Origin of the sequence: Micromonospora sp. URMC 106 (assembly GCF_051386395.1) — a bacterium.
Lineage (GTDB): Bacteria > Actinomycetota > Actinomycetes > Mycobacteriales > Micromonosporaceae > Micromonospora.
Genome location: NZ_JBPQTP010000129.1, coordinates 1 through 18,217, shown reverse-complemented (window position 1 = coordinate 18,217; position 18,217 = coordinate 1). Strand labels below are relative to the sequence as shown.

Genomic DNA, 18,217 nt, shown 5'->3' with positions numbered 1-18,217 from the left:
GCCCCGGCGCAGCCGGCGCGCCGGGGCGGCCGGGGGTCGAGGCGTACCCCCAGGTCGGAGTGGGGGAGACGAGGCTGGCGCTGCCGACGGGCGCCGCGCCGGCGGCGGGCGGGGTGCCGGGCCCGCGCCCGGCGGAGGCCGACCCGACCACCGAGCTGGAGTTGGCCCGGCGCTACGCCGACGAGTCCGACCGGCACGGCCAGCAGGCGGAGCTGCTCGCGCGACAGCCCGCGCTGCTGCCGACCTGGTCGCCGGTGGCCCGGGCGCTCGCCGTCTACGCCGCCTGCGCCGCCGCGGCGGCGGTGTTGATGGTGGTCATGGTGCTCGCCTCCGGCGTCGGCCTGGTGGACGGCTTCACGCTGGCCGCGTGGATCTGCGCCGGCCTGCCGGCGCTGTCGTTCTTCGCCGGCTACCTGGTGCTCGGCCGGTGGGGGCGGCCGGCCGTCGTCGCCGGCACCCCACCCCGGTACGTGCACCTGGGCTTCCTGATCTGCTTCGTCGCCGTGCCGGTCGCCTACGTGGCCTACCTGCTGCTGTTCCGCCTCCTGCGCTGAGGCGGCACGCAGCGGGTTGCGCCATCGCCGCGTCAGGCCTCCAGCACCCGCTCGACGAGGACCACCGGGATCTCCCGTTCGGTGCCCTCCTGGTAGCGGGCGTAGGTCGGGAAGACGGCGGTCATCACCTGCCACAGCCGGGGCCGCTCCGCCGCCGGGGCCGTCCGCGCCGTGGCCCGGAACTTCTCGGCCCCGACCTGCACCTCCACCTGCGGGTCGGCGCACAGGTTGAGATACCAGGCCGGGTGCCGCGCCGCGCCGCCGTTGGACGCCACCAGCAGGTAGCGGTCGCCGTCGCGGCCGTAGATGAGCGCGGTTCGCCGCAGCGTGCCCGTCCGGCGCCCCCGGGTGGTGATCAGCAGGGTGTCGTAGCCGTGGTACTTCCCGCCGTCGGCGCCGTCGGTGGCCAGGTAACGCTTCACGTGGCTGGCCACCCAGCCGACCGGACTGTCCTCGATGGTCTCCGCCATCGGAGCAGCGTAGCCGCCTCAGCGGTAGTCGTCGGTGTGCCGGACGGCGCCGAAGCGGGGGAAGATCCGCTCGACGGTGAACTCGTGCTCGTCGGCGGCGAAGGCGGACATCGCGTCGGCCACGAACTCCAGCTCGTAGCCGTGGTCGCTGGCCGCGCGGGCCGTCGACTCCACGCCCATCGTGGTCACCAGCCCGGCCAGGACCAGGGTGTCCACCCCGCGCCGGCGTAGCTGCTCGTGCAGGTCGGTGTCGTGGAACGCGCCGACGGTGTGCTTGACGACCACGATGTCGCCCGGCTCGACCAACCCCTCGGCGAAGTCGCTGCCCGGGGGCTGCTCGGCCACCCCGGGCCGGTCGACGCGGACCTGGGCCACCGGCCGGCCCTGGGCACGGAACACGGCGGCGAGCCGGCGGCAGCGTTCGAGGACCTCCTCGCCGCGGTGCGGAGCCAGTTCCAGGGCGATGATGCGGGGCATCAGGTCGATGAGCACGAGGGCCGTCGTCACGCGGATGATCATAAAGGACCGGCGGTGCGGATCAGGGGTCGGTGAGCAGCAGCCAGTCGTCGTCGAGCCGCGCGACGGCCGTGCCCTCGGGCCAGACGTGCGGGCCGGCCGCCGCCGCCCGCGCCTGGTCGACCAGGGGCGGCCGGGCGAACGTGGCGCCGTCGAAGGTCACCGCGTCGTGAAAGCGGGCCCGGCCGAAGTTCGCCGGTCCCTCGAAGCGGGCCTGCTCGAACCACGTCTCCCCGCCGAACTCGGTCCACCGGAACAGGGCCAGGTCGGCGAAGCGGGCCTGCCGGAAGCCGGCGTAGCCGCCGAACGTGGCGTGGTCCATCGAGAGCCCGCTGAGGAAGACCGCCTCGCGGAACGTCGCGCTGTCGGTGAAGCGGGTCCCGTCGAAGCTCGCCGTCCGCCGGGCCGTGGCGCCCCGGAAGGACGCCCGCGCGACGGTGGCGCGCCGGCACGACAGGCCGCCGCCGATCTCGGCGCGGTCGAAGCTGAGGCGGCCGCCGATCCGGGCGTCGTCGAGGACGATCTCGGCGTCGCCCCGCAGGTCGTCGCAGACCAGGTCCGTGAAGGCCGCGCCGAGGGACAGCCGGCCGCGCACGGTCGCGCCGGCGAGGCTGGTGGTGCCGGCGCAGACCGCGCCGGTGAGGTCCGCGTCGACCAGCGTGCAGCCGGCGGCGTCGAAGCCGTCGAGCCGTGCGCCGGTCAGGTCCAGCGTGACCCCGGGCCAGAAGGCGTCGTCGTCCGCGCGCAGGTGCCGGGCGAGCACCCGCTGCGCGGTGCGGCGCACCTCCGCCTCGCCCGCGTCGTCGTCGGGCGCGGGGATCCGCAGGTACGCGCAGAGCACCGCCACGATCGTCGGCCGCTGTGCGGGATGGTCCTGCCCGAGCCGCTCCAGGGCGTGCAGGCCGCCCAGGCGTACCGCCGCGTTGTCGTTGCCGAGCAGCTCGACCGCGCGGGTGTAGAGCTCGGTGAGCCGGCGCTCGGCGGCGTCGTGCTCGGCGGCCTCGGCCTGCCGGTCCTGGTGCCGCTGCCCGGCCTCGGCGACCGCCTCCGCGTGCGCTTGCACCCGGTCCCGGTGCGCCTGGTCCTGCGCGGCGACGGCCTCCTGGTGCCGTTGGGCGCGCTCGCTGATCCACTGTCGACGGGCGGCGAGCAGCAGCGCCAGCCCGCCGCCGGTGCCGGCCACCACGGTGAGCCCGGTGCGGATGGCGTCGATGCGCAGCGTGGCACGGGTGTCCGGCTGGGCGGCCCGGTCGGCCTCGCCGAGCAGCCAGTCCAGGACCAGCCAGCCCAGCAGCGCGGCGGCCAGCAACCCGACGAGCACGAGCCACCACGGCATCACCCGCAACGGCTTCTCGGGGGGCGGTGTCCGGCGCACGGGCACCAGCATGCCACCGGCGTCGGGCCGCGCGCCGTCCCTGTTGGACCGGCGCCCGGCTCGCGACGCCGGTGGCCGGGTGACGGCCGCGCCGGCGTCGACCGGGCGCGACACGGTGGGCGCTGGCGCGACCGGTGCGTCGCGCGAGCCTGCCCCGCGTCGACGCCGCGGCCGGAATTGCCGGTTTGCGCTCCCGGCGCGACAAGGGGTTACCGGTCCGTAACTTTCTATTGACGACCATGATTGCGGACTTCATCATCGTCCCACGATCGATCGGATCCCCACCCGCCGTCCCGGGTCCCCGGGAACCTCCCGCCGGAGGTGCAGCCATGCTGCTCCGAAAGATCCTCACCGTCACCGCCGTCACCGCCGCGCTGCTCGTCCCGGCCACCGCCGCGACGGGCGCCCCCGCCGGCGACCCGCCCGCCTCGGCGACCGCCGCCCCGGACCGCCCGGCCGGCACCGACCGCCCCGCCAGCCCCGTCGCCACCGCCGCCAACCCCGTCATCGTCGTCGGCGGACTGATCGGCGTCTCCATCGCGTACGAGCCGATCGCCGCCCGGCTGCGCGCCGACGGCTTCCGGGTCTTCGTCTACCAACTGCCCGGCCTCGGCTTCGGCGACATCCGCGACTCCGCCCGCGCGTTCGGCGCGTACGTCGAGCAGGTCCGCTCCGTCACCGGGGCGTCCCGGGTGGACGTCGTCGGACACTCCGAGGGCGGGCTGGTCTCCCGCTGGTACGTGAAGTTCCTCGGCGGCGCGGCCGCCGTGGGGCGCTACGTCAGCCTCGGCAGCCCGCAGCAGGGCACCTACGTCGCGAACATCCTGCGGTTCGTCGGGCTCGGCAGTTGCGCCGGAGTCGTCGCCTGCCAGCAGATGTCGATCGGGTCGAGCTTCCTCGCCGACCTCAACGGCGGCGACGACACCCCCGGCGCGGTCCGCTGGACCACCGTCCGGACGTGGCAGGACGAGCTGGTCCGGCCGGTCGACAACGCCGTTCTCGCGGACGGCGCGACCAACGTGCTGATCCAGGCCGCGTGCCCGCTGCGCGTGGTCGGGCACCTCGGGCTCGTGCTCGACGGCACCACGTACACGGTGGTCCGGCAGGCGCTGCACGACGCGCCGATCCGCCCGAACTGCCTCGCGCTGTAGCGGGCCGCCGCGGGGCGGACGGTGCGCGCCGTCCGCCCCCGCGCCGCGTCAGGCGGCCCCGGCGAGGGCCTCGTACTCGTCGTCGGTGAGCCGCACCTCGGCGGCGGCCACGTTCTCCTCCAGGTGCGCGACCGACGACGTGCCCGGGATGGGGAGCATGACCGGCGACCGGCGCAGCAGCCACGCGAGGGCGAGCTGCGCGGGCGTCGCGCCGTGCTCCGTGCTGATCGCGTCCAGCGGGCCGCCGGGCCGGGCCAGGTTGCCGGTGGCGATCGGGAACCACGGAATGAACGCGAGGTCGTTGCGCTCGCAGTGGTCGAGGACGGCCTCCGCGCTGCGGTCCGCCAGGTTGTACAGGTTCTGCACCGACACGATCGGGGTGATCTTCCGGGCCGCCTCGATCTCCTCGACGGTCACCTCGGACAGGCCGATGTGCCGGATCTTCCCCTCCTGCTTGAGCAGCGCCAGCTCGCCGAGCTGGTCGGCCAGCGGCACCTGCGGGTCGATCCGGTGCAGCTGGTAGAGCGGGATGCAGTCCAGGCCGAGGTGCCGCAGGCTCAGCTCGCACTGCTGGCGCAGGTATTCCGGGCGACCGACCGGGCGCCAGTCGCCGGGCCCCGACCGGGTCAGGCCGGCCTTGGTCGCGATGACCAGGTCGTCGGCGTACGGGTGCAGCGCCTCCCGGATCAGCAGCTCGCTGACGAAGGGCCCGTACGAGTCGGCGGTGTCGATGAACGTCACGCCCAGCTCGTACGCCCGACGCAGCACCCGGACCGCCTCGGCCGGATCCTTCGGGTCGCCCCACACGCCGGGGCCGGTGATCTGCATCGCCCCGTAACCGAGGCGGTCGACCTGGAGGTCGCCCCCGATCCGGTAGGTCCCCGAGGCCTTCGCGGGCTGCTTGCCGGCATCGTTCGCCATGCGTGGATTCCCCATCCTGTCGATCGTCTCCAGCGGCCACCGTAGCCACCACCGCGTCGGCTTTCCCGCCGATCGCCCCCCGCACCACCGCCCGGGTGGATCGAGACGGGGATCACCGCCGGCAGACCGGCACGTGGTCGAGGTGGGCGTCCCCGCCCGGCGCCGACGCGTGCGTGGTCGAGGTGGGCGTCCCCGCCCGGTGCCGACGCGTGCGGACGGACCCCACGGCCGGGCGGGCGGGCGCGAGCGCGGGCGAAACGGTGCAGCCGGGCGGCAACCGGGCCGCGGCGCGGACGGAGTTGACCGGAGCGCCCGTGCCGGCCGCCGGCGCGTGCGACGCTGGGCCCGTGCCGGTCGGCGTCGACCACGGGTCGCCGCGCGGCGCGACGCGGGAGGGAGCGCCCATGACGGGAGTGCCGCAGGTCGACTTCGCGCTCGACACGTACGAGTGCATCGTGCTGTATCCCGGCGCGGCCGGGCGGGCGCTGCCGGCGGAGACGGTGCAGCGGTTGCAGGCCGAGCACCTCGCCCACATGCAGGCCCTGCAACGGCGCGGGATCATCCTGGTGGCCGGCTCGGTGGACGGCCCGGCCCGCGAGCCGGACCCGCCGATCGGCTTCGGGCTGGCCCGGACCGGGTCCGTGGACGACGTGCGCAGCGTGATGGAGGCCGACCCGGCGGTGCAGGCCGGGCTCTACCGGGTGGACGTGATGACGTTCCTCTGCCCGGCGGGCTCGCTGGAGTTCCCGCTGGTCAAGGCGCAGAGCTAGGCCCCGCCGGCCGGGCGCGGAGCCAGGTCCCGCCGGCCGCGGCCCAGCGATAGGACCACCGGCCGGGCGTGGAGCCGGGTCGCGCTGACCGGGCCGCACCGGGAGTGGGCGGAGCGGACCTGCGCCGCGCTCGCCCCGCACGCCCCGCCCGGCGGCTATCCCAACCTGCTCGCCCCGACCGAGATCGACCGGGTCCGGCTCGGTACGGCGACAACTGGGACCGCTGCGCCGGGCGAAGCGCCGCTACGACCCGCGTGGCGTCTTCTCGGCCGTGCCCACGCTGCCGCCGTCGCCCGGGGCGGGGTGAGGCGGCGGGGAGCACCCCGGTGTCCGGTCGCGCCGGGGGCGTACGATTCCGGCGCGCGGTCGCCGATGCCCGCCGCCTCAACGTTCCGGCGTGGGTTCCGCCCGCCGGCTGCGCGCACGACGCGCGTCGTTGGACAATGTTCCGCAGCCCGCAAGGGGTCGGCCCGCATTCCGACCCGGAGGAGAGACTAGCCTGATGGGCGTGACACGCCGCGCGAAGATCGTCTGCACTCTTGGTCCTGCCACCTCGTCTCCGGAGCGGATCCGGGGGCTCGTCGAGGCCGGCATGAACGTGGCCAGACTCAACTTCAGCCACGGCAGCCACGAAGACCACGAAGCGGTCTACCGGCTGGTCCGCGAGGCTGCCGAGGCGGCCGGCCGCCCGGTGGCCGTGCTCGCCGACCTGCAGGGCCCGAAGATCCGGCTGGGCCGGTTCGCCGACGGCCCGCACGAGTGGCGCACCGGCGACTCGGTCGTCATCACCGGCGACGACGTCCTCGGCACCAAGGACCGGGTCTCCTGCACCTACCGCAAGCTTCCGCAGGAGGTGAAGCCCGGCGACCGGCTGCTGATCGACGACGGCCGGGTCGCCGTCGAGGTCACCGACGTCACGGGCAACGACATCCGTTGCCTGGTCACCGAGGGCGGCCCCGTCTCCAACAACAAGGGCGTCTCGCTGCCCAACGTGGCGGTCAGCGTGCCCGCGCTGTCCGAGAAGGACGCGGAGGACCTGCGCTTCGCCCTCGGCCTCGGCGTCGACCTGATCGCGCTCTCCTTCGTCCGCTCCGCCGACGACATCAAGCTGGTGCACGGCATCATGGCCGAGGCCGGGGTGCACCGCCCCGTGCTGGCCAAGGTCGAGAAGCCCGAGGCCGTCGACTGCCTGGAGCAGATCGTGCTGGCCTTCGACGGCGTCATGGTCGCCCGCGGCGACCTCGGCGTGGAACTGCCGCTGGACCAGGTCCCGCTGGTGCAGAAGCGCGCCGTGCAGCTCTGCCGGGAGAACGCCAAGCCGGTCATCGTGGCCACCCAGATGCTCGACTCGATGATCGAGAACTCGCGCCCGACCCGCGCCGAGGCGTCCGACGTCGCCAACGCCGTGCTCGACGGCGCGGACGCGGTCATGCTCTCCGGCGAGACCAGCGTCGGCAAGTACCCGGTGCTCACCGTCAGCACCATGGCGAAGATCGTCACCACCACCGAGTCCGGCTCGATCGGGGTGCCGCGGCTGCAGCACGACCCGCGTACGCACGGCGGCGCGCTGACCGTCGGCGCCTCCTCGATCGCCCGGGCCATCGGCGCGAAGGCCCTGGTGGCGTTCTCGCAGACCGGCGACACCGTGCGGCGGCTCTCCCGGCTGCACTGCGACCTGCCGCTGCTCGCCTTCACCCCGGTGCCCGAGGTGCGCAACCAGCTCGCTCTCTCCTGGGGCGTGGAGACCTTCCTGATGCCGTTCGTCGAGCACACCGACGACATGTTCCGCCAGGTCGACCAGGCGCTGCTCGGGCTCAACCGGGCCAACCCGGGCGACTACGTGGTGATCGTCGCCGGCAGCCCGCCCGGCACCCCCGGCTCGACCAACACCCTGCGCGTACACCAGCTCGGGTCGCTGGTCGACGCCGCGTCCGCGCGGGCGCTGCAGTGAGTGGTCCGGAGGTCGCGGTCGGCCAGGCCGCCGTGGACCAACTGCTGGAGGTGCTCGACCTGGAGCACACCGGCGAGATGACCTTCCGGGGGATGAGCCCGCCGGTCGGCCCCCAACGGGTGTACGGCGGCCAGGTCGCCGGCCAGGCCCTGGTGGCCGCCGGCCGGACCGTCGACCCGGCGCGCTTCGTGCACTCCCTGCACGGCTACTTCGTGCGCGCCGGGGACCCGAGCGAGCCGATCGCGTACGAGGTGGAGAACATCCGCGACGGCCGCTCGTTCTCGGTGCGTCGCTCCGTGGCGCTCCAGCACGGCAAGCCGATCTTCTTCATGTCGGCGTCGTTCCACCACCCCGAGGAGGGCCTGGACCACCACGCCCCCACCCCGCCCGACGTGCCGGGGCCGGACGAGGTCCCGACGATGACCGACCGGCTCTCCCGCTACCCGGAGCGGCTCGGCATCTGGGCCCAGATCCCGCGCCCGATCGACGTGCGCTACGTCGGCGAGCCCGGCTGGGTACGCCCCGGCGACCGCCCCGCCGACCCGCACCAGCGGGTCTGGATGCGCATCGACGGCAAGCTGCCCGACGACCCGCTGCTGCACGCCTGCGCGCTCACCTACGCCTCCGACCTGACGCTGCTCGACTCGGTGCTGTCGGTGCACGGCGAGGTCTGGGGCCCGGGCGGCGTGGTGGGGGCCAGCCTCGACCACGCGCTCTGGTTCCACCGGCCGTTCCGCGCCGACGAGTGGTTCCTCTACGACTGCTGGAGCCCGTCCGCCTCGGGCGCGCGGGGGCTCGCCACGGGCCGCCTCTTCACCACCGACGGCCGGCACATCGCCACCGCCGTGCAGGAGGGGCTGCTGCGCCGCGTCGGCGAGTGAGCCGGTCCCGCATCGGGGACGACACCGCCGACGGGGCGGGACCGGCACATCGCCGTCGGCCGATCGGCCGAGGGGTGATCGGCCGGGCGGGGTGACCTGGGGACTAACCTTGCCGGCATGCGTCTCTCCGCCCGGGTCGACTACGCCCTCCGAGCGGTCGCCGAGCTGGCCTCGGTGACCGGCGGCGCCGGGGCCGGGCGAGGTCGGCCGGTGACCGCCGAGCAGATCGCCCGCGCCCAGGAGATCCCGCCGAAGTTCCTGGAGAGCATCCTGCTGCAACTGCGCCGGGGCGGCATCGTGCACGCCCAGCGCGGCCCGGAGGGCGGCTACTGGCTGGCGCGGCCGGGCGACGAGATCTCGCTGGCCGAGGTGATCCGGGTGATCGACGGCCCGCTCGCCCACGTACGCGGGCAGCGGCCGGAGGACCTCGGCTACCACGGGGCCGCCCGCGCCCTGCAGGAGGTCTGGATCGCACTGCGGGCCAGCGAACGCCAGATCCTGGAGCTGGTCACCGTCGCCGACGTGGCCGCCGGCACCCTGCCCGAGCGGGTCACCGAGCTGGCCGCCGACCCGCGCGCCTGGACCTGACCCCGGCGGAACCGCCCAGCCCGCGGCCGCGCGTGGTGGCGCTCGCGCTGCCCTGGCGTTGGTTCGCGTCGTGCGGCTCGCGCCGGCCCCGGCGTGAGGGTGCGGGTCGTGCGGCTCGCGCCGGCCCCGGCGTGAGGGTGCGGGTCGTGCGGGTCGCGCCGGCCCCGGCGTGAGGGTGCGGGTCGTGCGGGTCACGCCAGCCCCGGCGTGGCCGAATCCCCGGAGCGACGTCACTGTCGTCTCACTGACCGGTCGGAGGCTTGACCCCGGCCCGCGGGTGCCGCATTGTCGACCAAGTCGATAGGAGATGCCGAAAAGTCTGGGGGCGCTCGTGCGCAAGCTGCTGGTCCTCGCGCTGGTCGGGCTCGCCGCGCAACTCGTCGACGGCGCGCTCGGCATGGCGTACGGGCTCACCTCCTCCACCCTGCTGCTGCTCGTGGGCGTCGCCCCGGCCGCCGCCTCGGCGTCGGTGCACCTGGCGGAGATCGGCACCACGCTCGCCGCCGGTGTGGCGCACTGGCGGTTCGGCAACGTCGACTGGCGCGTGGTCGCCCGGATCGCCGTCCCCGGCGCGGTGGGCGCGTTCGCCGGCGCGACCTTCCTCAGCGCGATCTCCACCGAGACGGCCGCCCCCTGGATGGCCGCCGTCCTGTTCACGCTCGGCGCGTACCTGCTGGTGCGCTTCTCCCGGCCGCTGCGCACCGACCGGCGCGCCGGTCGGCTGCGCGGGCGCTTCCTCGGCCCGCTCGGCCTGTTCGCCGGCTTCGTCGACGCCACGGGCGGCGGCGGGTGGGGGCCGGTCGCCACGCCGGCCCTGCTGGTCAGTGGCCGGATGGAGCCGCGCAAGGTGATCGGCTCGGTCGACACGGCCGAGTTCGTGGTCGCCGGCGCCGCCAGCATCGGCTTCCTCATCGGCCTCGGCTCGGAGGGCTTCCTGCTGCCCATGGTGGCCGCCCTGCTCGTCGGCGGCCTGATCGCCGCGCCGGTCGCCGCCTGGCTGGTCCGGATCGTCCCCGCCCAACTGCTCGGCGCGGTGATCGGCGGCGTGATCGTGCTGACCAACGCCCGCACGCTGATGCGCTCTGCCGACCTCGGCGGCCCGGCCCGCCCGACGGTCTACGCGCTGCTGGCCGCCGCCTGGCTCGCCGCCCTGGCGCTGGCCGTCCGGGCGCTGCTGCGCACCCGCCGGCAGCGGGCCGTCGCCGCGGCGGCCCTCGCCGCCCGCACCCCGGCGGGCGCCTCGGCCCCGGCGGGCGCCTCGGCCCTGGCCGGTACCGCCGCCCCGGCCGGTATCCCGGCCTCGTCCGGCACCCGCCCGGCGTCAGTCGGCACGGGCGGGCTGGGTCCCATTTTGCGGTAGGGGATCGGGCCACGGACAGCCAGGCGTGGGGGGCCATGGACAGGGTGATGTGCGTACCAGGCCCGCCAGTCGTGGACCGGTATTCGTCGAGGCCGGCTTCGTCTTCGGCTTGTTGGAAGCACTCCTCGATCGCCCACCGGGCACCGGCGATGCGGGCCAGGTCGACCAGGCGGGTATGACGGGGCCCGTAGCAGACCTAGTAGGCGATCTCGCCGGTGGTGATGCTGCGCCGGGCCAGCAGCCAGTGCCCACGGCCGGGCTGCCAACCGATGCGCACCGGCACCCGCGCCCACCAGTACTCGCGGGGGGCCGTGGGCGCCGGCGCCAGCGGACAGCCGGCACCACGCCCGAGCCGGCAGCGCGGCGATCAGCTCTCCGCGCGGCAGGTGCCCATCGTCGTGGTGGTCGTGTCGTCGTCGCGGCGGGCCGCGACCGATCCGGGGATGGAACAGGTTCCGACCGAACTCGTAGAGGCGCATGGCACCCTCGTCGTACAAGGCCTCTTCCGGCATCAATTTCGTGCTGCCCCTGACCCGAACCGAGTACTACAACGTCGACGCTGGGGTGATGTGGGAGAACGGTTCCTCGAGCACAGCGCAGATAATCAGTACTTCGTGACCTCACTGTGGGGCGTGGGCCGCTACCAGCCGGGCCACACCTACCGGGAGAGCTGGAACCGGGGCGTGTTCGGCCCGCCGTTCTTCGAGCTCGATATCCCCGACGGCGAGCCAAAGGGAGTCGTCCGGACGGACAACCCGATTCGCGCCTTCCTCGAGCTGTAATCGGACATAGCGGGCCGGTTCGCGCTCTCGCAAGACGCCGAATACACCTCCTCGCTCTACCGCAACGGGGGTCTGCTCGGCACTGCGGACGGGTGGGAGAGCACGTTGACTGTCACCTGCGGCTCGGGGCGGTAACGGTCACCGTGGCCTACAGCCGCAAGCCGTCGTGGAGCCTCGACCACAAGCTCCGGGGCGAGACGTAACCGTGCCCGCCCGCCCAGGCGAAGTCGCGCGCCGATGGTCGGCGCCCGCGTCGGCGTGGCCGCCCGGACGGTCGGTTCCGGTCCACCCGATCAGTGGACCCGCGAACTCTGCTGGTCAGGGCCTCTCCCGCAACCTGCGGCACGGGATCGAACGTCGGCTACGCCTGCGAACCGGCCACGCCGAGCTTGACGAGCTCAGCGTGACCCAGTTCGCGCTCCACCTCGTGCACGATCAGAAGGAGCCCACTCTCAAGGTGTATGGGTCCGCAGTGCTCGGCCGCGTGGACTGAGCCGGCTCGGCACTGTCAGGCGAACCGGCCTGTCCGCCGCAGAACACCTCGGTGGTGAGCGTCTGAACCGCCTTATGGAACGCCTCCTGCAGGGACAAGGGGTCGGCGGCGTCCGCCGTGTAGGTCAGCGAGGCCTCCAGGGTTCTACTGCCGTCGGGCGTGCTGTACATCAGCGTCGCGTAGCCCTGGACGCCGCCGTTGTGGTTGAGGATGGTGCCGCCGCAGTTCGGTCCCAAGTTCAGCACGAACAACCCGAGGCCATAGCCGCTGGTCGGGTGCGGCTTGCGCATCTCGGCCAGCAGCGGGTCCGGGATGAGCTTCCCATCCATCAGCGCGGAGATGAAAGTGTGGAGATCCTGGGTTGTCGAGATCATGTCACCGGCGCCGGGCGCCCAGGATGGGTTCTGGCGGGTGATGTCGACCGTCTTCTGCTGGCCGCCGTCCTCGTACCGGTAGTAGGCGTGGGCGTGCGGCCCGGGGATCTGCGGCCAGGTACCCGGCACCACGGTGCCCGACATCCGGAGCGGCCGCACGATCCGCCGCTGGACCTCGTTGGCGTACGAGCTGCCGGTGACCTTCTCGATCAGCAGCATGGCCAGCGTGTAGTTCGTGTTCGAGTAGCTCCAGTCCGTCCCCGGCGCGAACCGCGCCGGCTTGGACAACGCGAACCGGACCAGGTCCGCCGGCCGGTAGGTCTTGAACCGGTTCTCCACCCACTCCTTGCCTGACCACGGGATCCCTGGCACGACCGTTCCGTCGGGGTAGTACTCGCCGGTGTAGTTGAACACCCCGCTGGTGTGCTGTAACAGCATCCGCACCGTGATCCGCCGGTCCAGCCCGAAAGCGGGCAGGTAGTCTGCCGCCGAGGCGTCGAGCCTGAGCTTGCCCTCCGCGACCAGTTGCAGCACCACGGTCGCGACAAAGGTCTTGGTGACGCTGCCCGCCCGGAACCGCCCGTTCGTCGGCGGCTTCGCGGCCTTGCCCAGCCTGCTCACCCCGGCGCTGCCGACCCAGTCGCCCCGCTCATCGTGCACGCGCAGCTGCACCCCGACGAAACCGGCATCGACTGTCGCCTGGATGGCCTTCTGCAGCTCCGGGCGATCCTGCAGAACAGCGGCCTTCGACGGGGCCCCGCTGGCCGGCGTGGCGGCCCCGGGTGCTGCCCCGACCAGCAGTGTGACCGCCAGCGCCGTGACCCCCAATCGCCGGGAGACCCGCGGCATCCGAAGCCCGTTGTTCTTGGTGCTCCTCACAGTTCCTGATTGGGTTTCCATGACTCCTCTTCTCTGGTGTGGCGCCCAGGCGAGCACTTCGTCGAACAGCTCGGGGGCGATGGGGATGGGCGGGCGGTAGGCGAGCGGCTGCGTGCCCGTCAGCTGGCGTATCAGGACGTTCCAGGCGGGCGTGCAAACGCAGTGCAGGCAGTCGATGAATAGGCGTTCAGCCCCGGGCGCGATGAGCAGCTCGAAGTTCCTGTCGCCGGCGACCAGCCGCAGCGTGTGGTCGGGTGGACTTGCTCGTCCACTCGCTGTGGATGAGCAGCGGTCTGCCCGTCAGTTGGTCCGCTATGTTGGACGCGTGGGCCCGTGCCTCGGGAGTGCTGTTGCCCTGCCGCGCCTTACTAGCTGATATTGCGGCGGTAGCTGGCTGTGGCGAAGATGTACGTGATGACGAGGATGCCGACGCACCATGCGAGGGCGCTCCAGATGTCGGTGCCGACCGGCTGCTGAGTGAACAGGTCGCGGATCGTTTGACGATGGTTGTCACCGGCTGCTGCTCGGCGAAGGCGCGCACTGGGCCGGGCATGGTGTCGGTAGGTACGAATCATGTATCGCTCGATGGCTTCGACGGCCGTGCGGTAGTTCGGCGGAAGTTGCTCCGCGCGTTCCTTGCACTGCCGCCATCGCCGCTTGGGGCCGATCACCTTGGCGATGAAGCCGCCCTCGTCAGTGCCGGACATGGCTCTTCCCTCCGTTGTGGAGATGCGCAAGCCGTGCCGCCAGGAAGCTTCAGGCCCTCCAGACTTCTTCGAGGTATTCCTGTCCTTGAGCGTTGAGCGACTACACCCTGTGCGGCGGCCCCTTTCCGGACGGGATCTTCTTCACGCCGACGAGCCGGCGCTGCTCGATCCTGACGAGCAGCGCGCAGGATGGCGCCCTCGGCGATGTCGGAGAAGCCCTGATCCCGCAGTCACGCCGTAATCTCGTAGCCGTACGCGGGTCGGCCGGACAGGATCGCGAGGACATGCCCTCCGGCGTTCCCTTGAGCATCTCCGTCATCTGTCTGCCCATGGAACACCCCCTCCCAGCTATTCAGTACTGCTGACTACCGGTAGACAGTATCACTGACTACCGGTACCTAGCAACGCCGATTAGCTGACGTGCTACCGGCCGGCAGCCCGCACGGCATGCCTCTCGGGACTCGTCATCGGATTTGCAAAGGGGGCCTGATACCACCGCCGTGCGGAATCTTCCGGATGGCGTTTCAGCTGGGAGGAATTTAGGCCGCTGATGGCCGATCGAGGTCTGCGCCTCGTCGCGCGACTGTGAGCAGGCCCAGCTCGGCGAGGCGCTCGGCTGCGAGCGATCAGTGGGAAGTGTCAAGTTAGATCCACACTCTCCTACAAGATCGGCAGTACATCTAGGGCGTGTCCTGTCGATCTTGTAGTGGTTGATCGTTGACGATGTGTCGGTGGTGCGCCGTGGCGAGTTGACCGATGAGGCGTGGGCGGTGATCGCGCCGCTGCTACCGGAGCCGGGAAGTTCTCGTGGGCGGTGGCGGGATCCCCGGCAGGTCATCAACGGGATTCTGTGGAAGCTGCGCACCGGGGCGCCGGGGCGTGACCTGCCGGATCGCTTCGGGCCGTGGAAGACCTGCCACGAACGCCTGCGCGGCTGGACGGCGGACGGGACATGGGACCGGATCCTCGCCGCCGCGCAGGTGCATGACGACGGCACACCGGTGCAGTGGACGATCAGCATCGACTCGTCGATCGTGCGGGCGCACCAGCATGCCGCTGGCGCCCGCAAAAAGGGGCTCCCCGACAAGTCCGGCGACGCCTGGTGCGCAAGCTGGCGAGGCCATCGGTCGATCCCGCGTGGACTGAGCACGAGGATCCACCTCGCCGTCGACGGACGCGGACGGCCGCTGTCGATCCTGCTCACCCCAGGCCAGGCCGGCGACAACCCTCAGCTGCTGGCCCTGCTCGACGCCATCGCCGTGAACGAGCCCGGACCCGGGCGACCCCGCAAGCGACCCGACGTGCTGATCGCCGACAAGGGCTACGCGCACGACTCCACCCGCCGGGCGCTGCGGCACCGCGGAATCCGGCACGTCGTCCCCGAACGCTCCGACCAGGTCGCCCGCCGGGCCGCCATGGGCAGCGCCGGCGGGCGGCCACCGGCCTTCGACAAGGCGATCTACAAGAAACGCAACGTCGTGGAACGATGCTTCAACCGGCTAAAACAGTGGCGCCAGCCGGCCGTCATGAGACTCAGCAACGAGAACAGCATCCCGCCCCGCCTCATCGATCAACATCGTGGTGAAGTGGCGTACCACCGCCTCACGCTGCGGAACGCGGTAGATGCGCGGATCGAGAGCGAGATGAGCCACGGCGTTGGCCAGGCGCAACTCCACCAACGAAGGAACATCGGCCAAAGCCGCCGGCCGAACCGCTAGCCCTGTTTGCTGCATCGACGAGATCGTAGTGGCAAGGCAGCGACCTTGAGGTCCTCCCCATGATCGGCAGGACAGGGCCTAGGCGGGTACCTTGGCTCGGGCCGGTATCCCGGCCTCGCCCGGCGCCCGCTCGCGTCGCTCGACACGCGCTCGTCCTCGTCCGGCACCGGCACCGGCACCGCCCAGGCAGCGGAGGCGACCGATTCCACTGCGGCCCTGACGGCGAGCGGCCGCCGGGTGACGAGACAGTCGCCCTCCAACGCACGCCGTTGTCGTTGCAGGGGCCGAAGGAGACGCCGGTAGGGCTCGTCGCGAGCTGTCGCCCCACCCGCGGCACAGCCCAGCCCGCTCTCACTCTCCACCGGCACCCGTGCATCACACCCGGGAAGATCTTGGTAGGAAAGTGCGCCCCAGAGGGCCGTTTCCTACCAAGATCTCTCGTCGTCTCGTCGTCTCGTCGTCTCGTCGTCTCGTCGTCTCGCGGCCTCGCCACGCGGTGTCGCCGTCCCGGCGGATGGTCGTCCCGCGTCCCGTCGCGCGTCAGGCCGGGGATGGTGCCGCCCATCCCGTCGAGCCCGTCCAGCCCGGCGTCGTGCGCTCGGCGGGTGGGGCGGGTCAGCGGGGGAGCAGGGTGGCCGCGGCGTCGCCGAGCAGGGACCACGCCTCGTCGACGTGGGCCTCGGTGGTCTGCGGGGAGCCGACGGCCAGGCGCAGGGTGTACCGGCCGTTGACCCGGGTGTGCGTCAGGTGCACCCGGCCCGTGGCGTTGACCCGGGCCAGCAGCTCCGCGTTGATCTCGTCGTCCGCGCGCAGCCGGAAGCAGACCAGCGAGTACGGGTGCGCCCCCACCAGCGCGAACCGGTCGTCGGCGCGGACCCGGTCGGCGAACCGGGCGGCGAGTGCCACCCCGGACCGGATGTGCGCCCGCAGCCCCTCGGCGCCGTACCAGCGCAGCACGAACCAGAGCTTCAGCGCGCGGAACCGCCGGCCGAGCGGCACCTGCCAGTCCCGGTAGTCGATGACCGCGCCGGACTCGGTGGCGGCGTTGCGCAGGTACTCCGGCAGCACGGACAGCGCCTCGATCAGCTCCGCCGTGTCCGCCACCCAGAACGCGTCGCAGTCGAAGCCGGTGAGCAGCCACTTGTGCGGGTCGAAGCAGTACGAGTCGGCGTACCCCAGGCCGGCGTGCCCGAACCGCAGCTCCGGGCAGACCGCCGCGGCCCCCGCGTACGCGGCGTCGACGTGCAGGAAGATCCCGTACTCGGCGCAGATCGCGCCGATCTCCGGCAGCGGGTCGATCGCGGTCGTGGACGTGGTGCCGACGGTTGCCACCACGATCGCGGGCACCACGCCGGCGGCCCGGTCCGCCTCGATCGCCGCGCGCAGCGCCGCCGGGGACATCGCCTGCGTCTCCGGGTCCACCTCGACCGGTCGTACGCCGTCGGTGCCGAGCCCGGCGATCCGCGCGGCCTTCTCGATCGAGGAGTGCCCCTGGGTGGACGCGTAGGCGCGGTAGCGGCGGTCGACGCCGACCTCGCGCCACCGCCCGCCGCCGGCGCGGTGCAGCGCGACCAGGGTCGCCACCAGCGTCGCCGAGGACGCCGAGTCCTGGATCACCCCGCCGCCGCCCGAGCCGGAGCGGAACCGCTTCGGCAGGTCCAGCAGTTCGGCGAGCCAGTCCAGCATCACCGTCTCCAGCTCGGTGCACGCGGGACCGGTCGCCCAGAGCATGCCCTGCACGCCCAGCCCGGAGCTGACCAGATCGCCCAGCACGCTGGGGCCGGAGGTGTTGGCGGGGAAGTAGCCGAAGAAGCCGGGGTGCTGCCAGTGGGTCAGCCGCGGGGTGACCAGGGTGTCGAGGTCGGCGAGGACGGCCTCCACCGGCTCGCCGTGCTCCGGCGGGCCGGCCGGCAGCCCGGCGGCCACCGCGCCGGGCGGCTCCGGGGAGGTCACCGGGCGCTGTCCCACCGTCGCCCAGTAGTCGGCGATCCAGTCCACCACGGCGTGCCCGGCGCGTCGGAACTCCTCCGGGGTCATGTGCTCAGCCACGCCCCTGAGTCGATCAAGAATCCGGGTCGGCGGCAAGGCGACGGCGGATTGTGCCGAGAAAGCGCTTGCCCTAGCATCGCTGGTGCGCGGAGCCATCCTGTGCCGACGTCGATCACCCGCGTCGGACCACCGCCGCCAGCGCGGCGTACGCCTCCCGCCGGCCCGGGCAGGCCGACGGCGACCGGCGGCCGCGCGCCCGACCTCCCCGGAGGATCGCCCCATGCCCGTCATCCCCCGCCGCGTCGCGCTCGTCGCCGCGGGCGCCGCGGCCACCCTCGTCGCCGGCGCGCTGCCGACCCTGACCGCCGCGGCGGCCGCCACCGCCTGCCGCGTCGACTACCGGATCACCAGCCAGTGGCCCGGCGGTTTCGGCGCCGACGTCACCGTCACCAACCTCGGCGACCCGCTCACCGGCTGGACCCTGACCTGGTCCTACGCCGCCGGCCAGCAGGTCGGCCAGGCGTGGAACGCCGTCGTGACCCAGTCCGGCGCGCAGGTCAGCGCCCGCAACGTCGACTACAACGGCGCGATCGGCACCGGCGGCACCGCCGCCTTCGGTTTCACCGCCTCCTGGGACGGCACCGCCAACCCCGCCCCGGCGAGCTTCGCCCTCAACGGCACGGCCTGCACCGGCGCCGCCCCCACCAGCGCACCACCGACCAGCGCGCCGCCCACCAG

The 18,217-nt window shown here is 72.9% G+C and carries 17 protein-coding genes and 2 pseudogenes; 11 read left to right on the top strand and 8 right to left on the bottom strand.

Annotated elements, in window-relative coordinates; translation table 11 throughout:
* On the top strand, nt 1–554 hold a 554-nt coding region (locus ACSNOB_RS27990; RefSeq protein WP_436689897.1), incomplete at its 5' end, for a hypothetical protein.
* Nucleotides 555–586: 32 nt separating this feature from the next.
* On the opposite strand, the gene ACSNOB_RS27985 is transcribed toward ACSNOB_RS27990, so the two are convergent.
* Genes ACSNOB_RS27985 through ACSNOB_RS27975 form a run of 3 tightly spaced genes read right to left on the bottom strand, consistent with a single transcriptional unit; the run spans nt 587 to nt 2,915 of the window.
* Nucleotides 587–1,024 carry a nitroreductase family deazaflavin-dependent oxidoreductase gene (locus tag ACSNOB_RS27985; protein WP_436689895.1) on the bottom strand — a complete coding sequence of 146 codons (438 nt, stop codon included), beginning with the start codon at nt 1,022–1,024 and terminating at the stop codon, nt 587–589.
* 18 nt (nt 1,025–1,042) lie between these two features.
* Entirely contained in the window at nt 1,043–1,531 is a 489-nt protein-coding gene (locus ACSNOB_RS27980; RefSeq protein ID WP_436689893.1) for an isochorismatase family protein, read from the bottom strand.
* A gap of 31 nt (nt 1,532–1,562) precedes the next feature.
* Nucleotides 1,563–2,915, bottom strand: coding sequence for a pentapeptide repeat-containing protein (locus ACSNOB_RS27975; protein ID WP_436689891.1), 1,353 nt, complete (start codon nt 2,913–2,915; stop codon nt 1,563–1,565).
* A gap of 329 nt (nt 2,916–3,244) precedes the next feature.
* On the opposite strand from ACSNOB_RS27975, the gene ACSNOB_RS27970 reads away from it, so the two are divergent.
* Nucleotides 3,245–4,066: a lipase family alpha/beta hydrolase gene (locus tag ACSNOB_RS27970; RefSeq protein WP_436689889.1), complete on the top strand. Its 822-nt coding sequence runs from the start codon at nt 3,245–3,247 to the stop codon at nt 4,064–4,066.
* Between the two features lie 48 nt (nt 4,067–4,114).
* Here the strand turns inward: ACSNOB_RS27970 and ACSNOB_RS27965 are convergent, their stop codons facing one another.
* Nucleotides 4,115–4,987 (bottom strand): aldo/keto reductase, encoded by an 873-nt coding sequence (locus ACSNOB_RS27965; RefSeq protein ID WP_436689887.1) that lies wholly within the window; start codon nt 4,985–4,987, stop codon nt 4,115–4,117.
* A 404-nt stretch (nt 4,988–5,391) separates the two neighbouring features.
* On the opposite strand from ACSNOB_RS27965, the gene ACSNOB_RS27960 reads away from it, so the two are divergent.
* The 5 genes from ACSNOB_RS27960 (at nt 5,392) to ACSNOB_RS27940 (ending at nt 10,537) form a co-directional block, all read left to right on the top strand.
* Nucleotides 5,392–5,757, top strand: coding sequence for a YciI family protein (locus ACSNOB_RS27960; protein ID WP_393103629.1), 366 nt, complete (start codon nt 5,392–5,394; stop codon nt 5,755–5,757).
* A 502-nt stretch (nt 5,758–6,259) separates the two neighbouring features.
* The gene (gene pyk / locus ACSNOB_RS27955; RefSeq protein WP_436689885.1) at nt 6,260–7,708 is read left to right on the top strand and encodes a pyruvate kinase; all 1,449 of its coding nucleotides are present in this window, start codon (nt 6,260–6,262) and stop codon (nt 7,706–7,708) included.
* Nucleotides 7,705–8,589, top strand: a complete 885-nt coding sequence (locus ACSNOB_RS27950) for an acyl-CoA thioesterase (RefSeq protein ID WP_436689883.1) — start codon at nt 7,705–7,707, stop codon at nt 8,587–8,589. Before pyk ends, ACSNOB_RS27950 begins: the two co-directional genes overlap by 4 nt.
* Before the next feature lie 117 nt (nt 8,590–8,706).
* Nucleotides 8,707–9,177: an RrF2 family transcriptional regulator gene (locus tag ACSNOB_RS27945; RefSeq protein ID WP_436689881.1), complete on the top strand. Its 471-nt coding sequence runs from the start codon at nt 8,707–8,709 to the stop codon at nt 9,175–9,177.
* A gap of 331 nt (nt 9,178–9,508) precedes the next feature.
* Nucleotides 9,509–10,537 (top strand): sulfite exporter TauE/SafE family protein, encoded by a 1,029-nt coding sequence (locus tag ACSNOB_RS27940; protein WP_436689899.1) that lies wholly within the window; start codon nt 9,509–9,511, stop codon nt 10,535–10,537.
* Here ACSNOB_RS27940 and ACSNOB_RS27935 read toward each other — a convergent pair.
* Nucleotides 10,518–10,970 (bottom strand): annotated as a pseudogene (locus ACSNOB_RS27935) (IS701 family transposase); the annotation flags it as partial. The gene ACSNOB_RS27940 and the pseudogene ACSNOB_RS27935 overlap by 20 nt on opposite strands.
* Between ACSNOB_RS27935 and ACSNOB_RS27930 the strand changes: the two are divergent.
* Nucleotides 10,924–11,319, top strand: coding sequence for a hypothetical protein (locus tag ACSNOB_RS27930; RefSeq protein WP_436689879.1), 396 nt, complete (start codon nt 10,924–10,926; stop codon nt 11,317–11,319). The pseudogene ACSNOB_RS27935 and the gene ACSNOB_RS27930 overlap by 47 nt on opposite strands.
* Before the next feature lie 435 nt (nt 11,320–11,754).
* Here ACSNOB_RS27930 and ACSNOB_RS27925 read toward each other — a convergent pair whose 3' ends face one another.
* Both ACSNOB_RS27925 and ACSNOB_RS27920 read right to left on the bottom strand, forming a co-directional pair.
* Entirely contained in the window at nt 11,755–13,065 is a 1,311-nt protein-coding gene (locus ACSNOB_RS27925; protein ID WP_436689877.1) for a serine hydrolase domain-containing protein, read from the bottom strand.
* A gap of 368 nt (nt 13,066–13,433) precedes the next feature.
* Nucleotides 13,434–13,636, bottom strand: a pseudogene (locus ACSNOB_RS27920) (ABC transporter permease); the annotation flags it as partial.
* Between the two features lie 228 nt (nt 13,637–13,864).
* Here ACSNOB_RS27920 and ACSNOB_RS27915 point away from each other — a divergent pair.
* Together ACSNOB_RS27915 and ACSNOB_RS27910 are read left to right on the top strand one after the other, a co-directional pair.
* On the top strand, nt 13,865–14,137 hold the full coding sequence (locus ACSNOB_RS27915; protein ID WP_436689875.1) for a hypothetical protein: 273 nt from the start codon (nt 13,865–13,867) through the stop codon (nt 14,135–14,137).
* A gap of 345 nt (nt 14,138–14,482) precedes the next feature.
* Nucleotides 14,483–15,490, top strand: coding sequence for an IS5 family transposase (locus ACSNOB_RS27910; protein WP_436689873.1), 1,008 nt, complete (start codon nt 14,483–14,485; stop codon nt 15,488–15,490).
* A 615-nt stretch (nt 15,491–16,105) separates the two neighbouring features.
* Here ACSNOB_RS27910 and ACSNOB_RS27905 read toward each other — a convergent pair.
* Nucleotides 16,106–17,539, bottom strand: a complete 1,434-nt coding sequence (locus ACSNOB_RS27905; RefSeq protein ID WP_436689871.1) for a pyridoxal phosphate-dependent decarboxylase family protein — start codon at nt 17,537–17,539, stop codon at nt 16,106–16,108.
* Nucleotides 17,540–17,759: 220 nt separating this feature from the next.
* Here ACSNOB_RS27905 and ACSNOB_RS27900 point away from each other — a divergent pair.
* Nucleotides 17,760–18,217, top strand: a 458-nt coding sequence (locus tag ACSNOB_RS27900) for a cellulose-binding domain-containing protein (RefSeq protein WP_436689870.1), incomplete at its 3' end; no start/stop codon positions are given.

Bases quoted from the DNA above. Each gene is read 5' to 3' on its own strand.
- ACSNOB_RS27985 (WP_436689895.1), bottom strand. From the start codon at position 1,024: ATGGCGGAGACCATCGAGGACAGTCCGGTCGGCTGGGTGGCCAGCCAC.
- ACSNOB_RS27970 (WP_436689889.1), top strand. From the start codon at position 3,245: ATGCTGCTCCGAAAGATCCTCACCGTCACCGCCGTCACCGCCGCGCTG.
- ACSNOB_RS27965 (WP_436689887.1), bottom strand. From the start codon at position 4,987: ATGGCGAACGATGCCGGCAAGCAGCCCGCGAAGGCCTCGGGGACCTAC.
- ACSNOB_RS27960 (WP_393103629.1), top strand. From the start codon at position 5,392: ATGACGGGAGTGCCGCAGGTCGACTTCGCGCTCGACACGTACGAGTGC.
- pyk (WP_436689885.1), top strand. From the start codon at position 6,260: ATGGGCGTGACACGCCGCGCGAAGATCGTCTGCACTCTTGGTCCTGCC.
- ACSNOB_RS27945 (WP_436689881.1), top strand. From the start codon at position 8,707: ATGCGTCTCTCCGCCCGGGTCGACTACGCCCTCCGAGCGGTCGCCGAG.